This window comes from Marinobacter sp. bablab_jr003 (genome assembly GCF_016464245.1).
GTDB classification, from domain to species: domain Bacteria; phylum Pseudomonadota; class Gammaproteobacteria; order Pseudomonadales; family Oleiphilaceae; genus Marinobacter; species Marinobacter vinifirmus.
In genome coordinates, this window is record NZ_JADARC010000125.1 from 1 (window position 1) to 6,700 (window position 6,700).

Sequence of the window (6,700 nt, forward strand, 5' to 3'; positions counted from 1 at the left end):
AGACGGACATGCCCGTCACCAACGCTTACACGGAGTCCATCAACCGACTGGCCAAGGACAAGAACCGTGAAGGGCGCGGTTACTCCTTCGAGGTGATGCGGGCACGAATGCTCTACACCACGAAGCACAAGAAGAAGGCACTGACTGCGAAGGTCTCTCCTTTCTACAAGAAAACCATCGGTTACGGACTGCCGGACTTCGCAGAGGAACTCAACTACGGAGTCGATCTATCAACCATCTGAGGGTGGTATCAGATTGATGGGGTGAAGGTGCCCCATCAACCATTAAATCCGTATACCCGAAAAACATTCATGGCAGGATGCCATCAACTTCCGGATTCGGCGTCCATGACTCTCGCGCGTTTTTATTCCATCCCCACACTGCTGCAAGGTGCCGCCCTCACCGGGTCGTACGTGCTCACGGGGTTGCTGAGTCTTGACCTGAGCGCCAACGACGGCCTGGCCAGCATGGTCTGGCCGCCGGCCGGCATCGCCCTGGCCGCCATGCTGCTGGGCGGCAACCGATTCCTGCCAGCCATCTGGCTGGGTGGCTTTATCGCCGTCAACGTGACCAGTGGCAGCGTACTGATGGCGCTGCTGTCCGCCTGCGGCACCACCTTCGCTGCGTGGCTGGCACGCACCGCGCTGACGCAACTGCATCCGCAAGACACCCTGTTTGATGGATTGCTACAATCGAGTGGGAGTGACTGGCACTCACAGGCAATGTCTGGCACTGGCTGGCATCACAGCTGAGACTTCAATATCTCGCAGCTGAGCGATAAACTGTATAAAAACACAGTATCGCAAGGATGCGGATCATGCCCCAAGTGGCGGCCAGGATGGCCAGCCGGGACGAGAACACTGGTCGTTACCAGCGTCACCGGCCCGAGCAAACCCTGCTCTATCGGATCGTCGAAGAATACTACCCGACGTTCGCTGCCCATTTGGCGGCGCAGGGCAGGGAACTGCCCGGTTATGTGCAACGCGAGTTTGACGACTACCTCAAATGCGGCCGTCTCGAACACGGCTTTCTGCGGGTGCGTTGTGAGTCGTGTCACGCTGAGCACCTGGTTGCGTTCAGCTGCAAACGTCGGGGCTTCTGTCCTAGTTGTGGCGCACGGCGTATGGCCGAAAGCGCCGCGCTACTGGTCGATGAGGTTCTGCCCGTACAGCCCATGCGCCAATGGGTACTCAGCTTTCCCTTTCAATTGCGCTTTCTGTTCGCCAGCCGGCCGGAGGTCATGGGCCGGGTGTTGGGCATCGTTTACCGCGTCATCGCCACGCATCTGGTCAAGAAAGCGGGCTATACCCACCAAGCGGCCAAGACCGGTGCCGTCACCCTGATCCAGCGCTTCGGCAGTGCACTGAACCTCAACATTCACTTTCACATGCTGTTCCTCGATGGCGTGTACGTTGAGCGTCCCAATGGAACAGCCCGGTTCCTCTGGGTCAGGGCGCCGACCAGCGCCGAACTCACCCAACTGGCGCACACCATCGCCCATCGGGTCGGCCGCTATTTGGAGCGGCAAGGCCTACTGGAGCGGGATGCTGAAAACAGTTACCTGGCCTTGGATGCGGTGGATGAAGATGCGATGACTCCACTGCTGGGGCATTCCATCACGTATCGCATCGCCGTGGGGCCACAGGCAGGGCGCAAGGTGTTCACCCTGCAGACACTGCCCGCCTGCGACCCGGAAGATCAGTTTGGTGACATGCCCGGTAAGGTTGCCGGTTTCTCGCTACATGCCGGCGTAGCGGCCAAGGCCCATGAGCGCAGCAAACTCGAACGGCTGTGCCACTACATCAGCCGCCCGGCGGTGTCTGAGAAACGGCTGTCGCTCACGAAGAATGGCAACGTGCGCTACCAGCTCAAGACGCCGTACCGGGACGGCACCACGCATGTGATCTTTGAGCCGCTGGACTTCATCGCAAGACTGTCGGCGTTGGTGCCGAAGCCACGTGTGAACCTTACCCGGTTTCATGGGGTGTTTGCGCCCAACAGCAAGCACCGCGCCCTGGTTACACCTGCCATGAGGGGCAAGGGGAGCAAAAAGGTCAAGGTATCGGATGAGCCGCCAACACCCGCTGGGCGGCGAGCGTCGATGAAATGGGCACAGCGGCTCAAGCGTGTATTCCAAATCGACATCGAGACTTGCAGCGAATGCGGCGGTGCCATGAAGGTGATTGCCTGTATTGAAGATCCGGTAGTGATCAAGCAGATCCTCGACCATCTGAAGCAAAAAGCCGAAACCAACGAGTCCAGCCCGTTGCCCGAGAGCCGGGCACCACCGGCTGGCCTGTCGCCGGGTCTGTTTACCTGACCCGTCCCAAACGATTCCGATCACGATGCTGCGGTAATTCAGCCGCGGCAGGGATGCGTTATGCCGGCGGCTTGGGTTGGCCCCGGCTGTCGGGAAAAACGGGTGAATTTTCGGCGGGATCGATGGCTACACGGGCCGGATTCAGAATCACCCACTGGCAAAGCAGGCCGTCATTCGCGGTCTACAGTGGCTGGACTTGGAGAAAAACGGCGTTTATTCTTCCTATACTCGCCGAAAGCCCTGCCTTTTCTGGATAGATAATTCCTCCCACTCTATGGGAGGTGTAATTTCCGACTACCAGTTCATCGGGATATATTTCTATACTTTTATTTTGCAGTACATAACACATGGCTTCAGCGGCCTGTATTTCTACCGGCTTATTTCGATTCAATTTATTCTTGTAGTATTCCGTCCAAAGAATGGCTCTTTCCGGACAAATCGCTCGAATGGCATTATTAACTGAGTTTTTTAGGATTTCAATGCGATCGCTCATATTACCTTCTCCGCCCGCTTAGCGGGCTGTGAAACTAAGATTAAATGACTATGAATTGACTATGACTATTAATATGAAGATAGGCCTACGAAGCTTAATCGCTGAGTGGCTCATGACTTATATTTCGGCTGAACCAAAGTAACCCTGCGGCCCCCGCTGTGGAGACAATCTCCAGAGCCAGTAAAAAATCTGCAGTGGCATTAGGCATACCATCAAGCAACAAACTTATTAATCGGCCAACAACCAGGCCGAAAGTGATTGAGAAAATCATCCAAAGTGCGGGTCGGCGCGCTGACGCGGCAATAGCACCCGTCAGCATGATTAAGGCAAAAGCTAGGTGCATTCCCCCATAGTTGGCTCGAATTTCATTCGTTGCGCTGATCGAAGTCGGCTGCAGTTCGATGGCAGTCATGGCTGCGACTGGGTCGTACAAGGTATTTAAACCGATCAGTAGAAACGCAATGGCTGACATACTCAAAAAAAGTCGACTTAAAAAGATCATTTTACTTCCACCATCTTAGAGTCTGTTTTGGCCGTCTCGACTTCTTCAGCGGCCGTATTTCCTGTCTGTTTTCCGTCCATCTGTACGGTTGTCCAGGTATGAATAGGTGTATGACCTGAACGCTCCCACTCCGGTGGCTTCCAAAGATGCTTTAGCCGCTCGGAAAGCTTGCCGGGTGCCATCACGTCTCGAATCATATCGACAAGTTCATGCAGGTTCATTACAAACCAGTTATAGCTTTTGATCTGTTTTACGATGCCGTATTCGGCCTTTTCTTTTTCTGCCTCATAGGTTGAAAAAATATGGTCGTAGATCATGATGACTCCGCCGAAGTTTTTATCAATATATTGTGGGTTACGTCCGTGGTGCACGCGGTGGTTAGACGGCGTATTTAGTGACCATTCCAACCACGGGTGCAACTTTGTAATGCTTTCGGTATGCACAAACCACTGGAATGCGAGGTTCAATCCTAATAAACCAAGAATTAGGTCGGGGCTAAAACCGATGAAAACAGCCGGTGCGAAGAATATCCAAGTGCCCACAATGCCATTAAGAATGCTTTGTCGCGCCGCCGTAGACATATTCATGATTTCGCCGCTGTGATGGGATACGTGTTGCGACCAAAACCAGCGCACTCTATGTGCTGTACGGTGATACCAGTAGTAACAAAATTCTTGAACAAAAAATGCCAGAATTATTGTGAGGGCATTCACAGGGATGGTATAGAGACGATGATCCCAGACGAAAATATAAACAGCTGCGACATAAACTATGTTCATAACCGCACCGAAGACGTAGTAACCACCGCCTAACGAAAAGTTGGCAAAAACCTCGGGAATATAAAATGCCTGCCCTTTTGTGGCTGCCCAGTTTCCGCTTTTAATTCTTCGATAGAGCCACTCAACAAGAAAGCCCAAAACAAAAATAGGGACCATTGGAATCAGGATCATCTCATTGAGCGTAGGTTCACGCCCGAACAGATCGGTCAGGGTTTCGGTGATAAAACTAAACAACTGCATATGAACTCACTCCTTTTGCGCCGTTATTATTAATATTCAGCGATTTAAAAACTGCAGTAATTATGACTCTGTCTCTTGATTGCGTCTTGACCGGAACGTATAGTATTTGACATTTTCAGTCAGGCATAACGAATGACCGCTGCGATTCAAGTTTCTTCCCAGATATTAAATATTCTGCTGCGTTATATTGACGAAGAAGGCATTGCTAACGCTGATTTTCGCTCTCGCATCGAAGCAGCAAAGTCTGTTGATCGCATCAGTATCGAGCATTGGTGGGGCTTACTGGAAGAGCTCGCGACACTTCACCCGATACCTGCGCTGGGTATCCAGATTGGTATGCGAGGCGAAATCCAAGATGCCGGTATTTTGGGATATCTGGCGGCTTCTTGTGATGGGTTCATGTCATGTCTCCCTGAAGTTATGGGACAAGCGGTGTCAGCTCTGATGAAGCCATGGTAGAAAAGAGTGGGCTTATCGGATTGACGGATCATGCCAAGCTGTTATCCAATCATGCCATGACGATGAATTACCCCGACCCCACCGCCATCCGCGTCAACGGCTCCTATGTGCGCGTGCTGCTGGACTGGCTGGACCAGTACCAGTTGAGCGCACCTACCCTGCGGGCTGCGGTGTCGCGTCTGGCGCCCGGTGAGCAGGTGCCCCTGATCCAGTGGCTGGACCTGCTGCGGCGGGCGTATGCCGTGCACCCCGGCGACGGACGTGGCCTGGAGATCGGTGCCTGCATCAGCCCGGATCATGTGGGGGTGTTGGGCTATCTGGTGCAGGCCAGCGATAACCTGGGGCAGGCCTTGTATGCCTACCAGCGCTTCGAGTCACTGTTCTATGGCATCCGCATGGCGGAAGTGGTGATCCGCGGGGATGAGGCGGAGATCGGATGGCCTGTGTACGGTGGTCTGAGTCTCGGGCTGCTGGTAGATGAAACCGCTATCTCGGCCCTGATCAGCTTCCTGCGCAAGATCGTCCCGGATGCCCCTAACCCGGCAGAAGTGGCTTTCTCCTCGCCGGCGCCGGACAATCCGGCAGTGTACGAGGCCTTCTTCGGCGGCCCGGTACGCTTCAATGCCCCCTATGTGGCAGTGCGCTTCCCGGCGGATTACCTCAGCATCCCCCTGCCCACCGCCAATCCGGCCCTGCGCCAGATTCTTGATCGCCAGTCTGTGGCCTTGTCCAACGCCTTGCCGGGCAATGATCCCTTTGCCTTTCAGGTGCAGCAGGTGTTTCTGCGCCTGTTGCCTGATGCGCGGGTATCCCTGAAAGACGTGGCCAACGAAATGGCCATCTCCGTTCGTACCCTGCAACGCCGTCTCACACAAAGCGGCCAGACCTTTCAGGGCCTGCTGGATCGCACCCGCCAGGAACTGGCACAAAGCTATCTGCACGACCCGTCGCTATCGCTTTTCGAAATCACCATGCTGCTGGGCTTTGCCGAGCAGAGCTCGTTTAACCGGGCATTTAAACAGTGGGTGGGGGTGTCGCCGGGGGCGTGGCGGGAAGGGCAACAACGCAGCCTGCCACCCTATAGGTTTATCTCCACTCCCGGATTCGTAGGGCGGAAATTTCCGAAAGGGAATCTCCGCCATAGCTGGTAAAGGGCAAAGGATAAAGGGAGCCCGGTGATCAGGAGAATTTATGGCTAGTGGCATCAAGGCAATGTTTGGCATGGCCCCCAAGGATGATGGGCGGGGTGGCTTCACGCCCTCTTCCGTGGCGTTGAAACTGGCCACCAAAAGCAAGACTGATTACGACCACGCCGAGTATCCGGATGCCCTTCAGGGCAGCACGGCCAAGGTGCTGATGGTCTGTACCGAAGAACGCTACATGACCATGGCAAACGGCGTGAAGTTTTCCACCGGCAATCACCCGGTAGAAATGATGGTGCCGCTACTGCACCTGGAAAAAGCCGGCTTCCAGATCGAGGTCTGCACGCCTACCGGCGCACCGGTAAAAATAGAAAGGTGGGCGGTGCCAGAGAAAGACGACGCGGTCACGGATGCCCTGCAACGCTACCAGCCTCAATTCGAACAGCCTCAATCCCTAAAGGCCCTGGTCGCCGCAGGCCTGGAAGATCACGCCGACTACCTGGCGGTGTTTATCCCCGGTGGTCACGGCGCCATGTTGGGCCTGCCGGAGAGTGAAGACCTGCAAACCCTGATCCGCTGGGTCAACGCGGCGCCATGGGCAACCTGATTGACCGGGTCTTTCGTGGCTATGTTGTGGATTCCTTTGATTTCTATTGGCGAGACTGGCATTGGCCGGCCTTCAACCTGGCTGATATTGCAATTGTCCTCGGTGCCTTACTTTTCGTTTCCAGCAGCTTGTTGGGTAAAAAAGCAAACACCAATGCC

Annotated in this window: 9 protein-coding genes and 1 pseudogene; 7 read left to right on the forward strand and 3 right to left on the reverse strand. The window is 54.7% G+C overall.

The window, feature by feature from the left end:
- The 3 genes from H3Z84_RS15545 to H3Z84_RS15555 all read left to right on the forward strand — a co-directional run.
- Positions 1–242, forward strand: a 242-nt coding sequence (locus H3Z84_RS15545; protein ID WP_199458114.1) for a transposase, incomplete at its 5' end; no start/stop codon positions are given.
- A 105-nt stretch (positions 243–347) separates the two neighbouring features.
- Positions 348–752, forward strand: a complete 405-nt coding sequence (locus tag H3Z84_RS15550; RefSeq protein WP_170214481.1) for an MASE1 domain-containing protein — start codon at positions 348–350, stop codon at positions 750–752.
- A gap of 65 nt (positions 753–817) precedes the next feature.
- Positions 818–2,320 (forward strand): IS91 family transposase, encoded by a 1,503-nt coding sequence (locus tag H3Z84_RS15555; RefSeq protein ID WP_138773302.1) that lies wholly within the window; start codon positions 818–820, stop codon positions 2,318–2,320.
- A 181-nt stretch (positions 2,321–2,501) separates the two neighbouring features.
- Here the strand turns inward: H3Z84_RS15555 and H3Z84_RS15560 are convergent, their stop codons facing one another.
- The 3 genes from H3Z84_RS15560 to H3Z84_RS15570 form a co-directional block, all read right to left on the reverse strand.
- Positions 2,502–2,813, reverse strand: a complete 312-nt coding sequence (locus H3Z84_RS15560) for a pyruvate formate lyase family protein (RefSeq protein WP_138773301.1) — start codon at positions 2,811–2,813, stop codon at positions 2,502–2,504.
- 94 nt (positions 2,814–2,907) lie between these two features.
- On the reverse strand, positions 2,908–3,315 hold the full coding sequence (locus tag H3Z84_RS15565) for a DUF4345 domain-containing protein (RefSeq protein ID WP_052717995.1): 408 nt from the start codon (positions 3,313–3,315) through the stop codon (positions 2,908–2,910).
- Positions 3,312–4,334, reverse strand: coding sequence for a sterol desaturase family protein (locus tag H3Z84_RS15570; RefSeq protein WP_084687550.1), 1,023 nt, complete (start codon positions 4,332–4,334; stop codon positions 3,312–3,314). Before H3Z84_RS15570 ends, H3Z84_RS15565 begins: the two co-directional genes overlap by 4 nt.
- Before the next feature lie 132 nt (positions 4,335–4,466).
- On the opposite strand from H3Z84_RS15570, the gene H3Z84_RS15575 reads away from it, so the two are divergent.
- From H3Z84_RS15575 to H3Z84_RS15590, 4 genes and pseudogenes are all read left to right on the forward strand, one after another.
- Positions 4,467–4,793 carry a hypothetical protein gene (locus tag H3Z84_RS15575; RefSeq protein WP_138773300.1) on the forward strand — a complete coding sequence of 109 codons (327 nt, stop codon included), beginning with the start codon at positions 4,467–4,469 and terminating at the stop codon, positions 4,791–4,793.
- A gap of 62 nt (positions 4,794–4,855) precedes the next feature.
- Entirely contained in the window at positions 4,856–5,944 is a 1,089-nt protein-coding gene (locus H3Z84_RS15580; protein ID WP_199458115.1) for a helix-turn-helix domain-containing protein, read from the forward strand.
- A 40-nt stretch (positions 5,945–5,984) separates the two neighbouring features.
- The gene (locus tag H3Z84_RS15585; RefSeq protein ID WP_199458116.1) at positions 5,985–6,542 is read left to right on the forward strand and encodes a hypothetical protein; all 558 of its coding nucleotides are present in this window, start codon (positions 5,985–5,987) and stop codon (positions 6,540–6,542) included.
- A pseudogene (locus H3Z84_RS15590) lies at positions 6,524–6,700 on the forward strand (signal peptidase II); the annotation flags it as partial. The gene H3Z84_RS15585 and the pseudogene H3Z84_RS15590, both read left to right, overlap by 19 nt.

What these genes read in the sequence shown, in the direction of transcription:
- H3Z84_RS15550 (WP_170214481.1), top strand. Translation starts at nt 348, where the DNA reads ATGACTCTCGCGCGTTTTTATTCCATCCCCACACTGCTGCAAGGTGCC.
- H3Z84_RS15555 (WP_138773302.1), top strand. Translation starts at nt 818, where the DNA reads ATGCCCCAAGTGGCGGCCAGGATGGCCAGCCGGGACGAGAACACTGGT.
- H3Z84_RS15560 (WP_138773301.1), bottom strand. Translation starts at nt 2,813, where the DNA reads ATGAGCGATCGCATTGAAATCCTAAAAAACTCAGTTAATAATGCCATT.
- H3Z84_RS15565 (WP_052717995.1), bottom strand. Translation starts at nt 3,315, where the DNA reads ATGATCTTTTTAAGTCGACTTTTTTTGAGTATGTCAGCCATTGCGTTT.
- H3Z84_RS15570 (WP_084687550.1), bottom strand. Translation starts at nt 4,334, where the DNA reads ATGCAGTTGTTTAGTTTTATCACCGAAACCCTGACCGATCTGTTCGGG.
- H3Z84_RS15575 (WP_138773300.1), top strand. Translation starts at nt 4,467, where the DNA reads ATGACCGCTGCGATTCAAGTTTCTTCCCAGATATTAAATATTCTGCTG.
- H3Z84_RS15580 (WP_199458115.1), top strand. Translation starts at nt 4,856, where the DNA reads ATGAATTACCCCGACCCCACCGCCATCCGCGTCAACGGCTCCTATGTG.
- H3Z84_RS15585 (WP_199458116.1), top strand. Translation starts at nt 5,985, where the DNA reads ATGGCTAGTGGCATCAAGGCAATGTTTGGCATGGCCCCCAAGGATGAT.